1 protein-coding gene is annotated in these 1,197 nt (G+C 58.1%); it reads right to left on the bottom strand.

Features of this window, described 5'->3' with window-relative positions; genetic code table 11:
• Nucleotides 1-16: 16 nt before the first annotated feature.
• Nucleotides 17-1,137, bottom strand: a protein-coding gene (locus AC6LJ2_RS29995; protein ID WP_498152754.1) for an IS3 family transposase whose coding sequence is annotated in 2 segments (ribosomal slippage) — nucleotides 17-885 and nucleotides 885-1,137 — 1,122 coding nt in all. Because the reading frame shifts where the segments join, the coding sequence is not laid out codon by codon here.
• Nucleotides 1,138-1,197: the final 60 nt, after the last annotated feature.

The raw sequence follows: 1,197 nt of genomic DNA, 5'->3' as shown, positions 1-1,197 counted from the left end.
TGACCTGCCCCCAGATTTAGTACGGCACCGACATAGAGTCCAGGGGTAAAAGACCTTCTTTCTGATGAGCCTGCACGAATTGCGCCGGAGTTAAATATCCGAGCGCACTGTGGGGCCGATCGGTGTTGTACTCGACCCGCCAGTTTTCGATCAAGTCTTTGGCCTGTCGCAGGGACAAGAACCAGTGCTCGTTAAGGCATTCGTCTCGGAACTTGCCGTTGAAACTTTCGATATAAGCGTTCTCCACCGGCTTGCCCGGCCGAATAAACGACAGCTTTACGCCAGCTTGGTAGGCCCAGGCATCCAAGGCTCTTCCGGCGAACTCCGGCCCGTTGTCCACAGTAATAGATCGCGGCAGGCCACGCATTTCAGCCAGCCGTTGCAGCACCGTGGCGACACGCACTCCCGGCAATGACGTATCGACCTCGATGACCAGGCATTCGCGAGTGTAGTCATCGACGATATTCAAACAACGGAACCGGCGGCCATAGGCCAGGCCGTCGGCCACAAAGTCCATCGACCAACTTTGATTGGGCGCCGTTGCCGCTGGACGAATCACGCGCTCGGTCGCCGCGATTCGCTTACGCTTGCGTTTGCGCACGCTCAACCCTGCCAGGCTGTACAGCCGCCAGACTCGTTTGTGATTTGCTTGCCAGCCTTCGCGACGTAAGAGCACATGGATTCTCCGATAGCCATAGCGTCGTTTGGCCACTGCCATCTCTTTCATGCGCTGGGTCAGAGCGGCATCGCCTGTGCGCGTGCTCTCGTAGGCAAACAACGACCGCGAAATTCCTACCAGCCCGCAGGCCCGGGTAACACCCATGCTGCGCTCGGCCATCAATGTCCTGACCGCCTCGCGCTTGGCCTGCGGGCTGACTACTTTCGGCTTAGCAGATCCTGAAGCGCCGCCTTGTCCAGCATCGACTCGGCCAACAGCTTCTTGAGCCTGTTGTTCTCCTGCTCCAGCTCCTTGAGCCGCTGAGCGTCCGACACCGTCATGCCACCGAACTTCGCCTTCCAGTTGTAGTACGTTGCCTCGGAGATACCGTGCTTGCGGCACAGCTCTGCGGGCTTGGCACCCGCATCGGCCTCCTTGAGCACGCCGATGATTTGTTCTTCCGTGAATCGTTTCTTCATTGCCATTCCTTTGGGAACGGACTCTACATCGATTTCGTACTAATCACGGGGAGCAGGTCA

Source organism: Achromobacter sp. 1014246743 (assembly GCF_059760725.1).
This window is presented reverse-complemented; position numbering and strand designations above follow the sequence as displayed.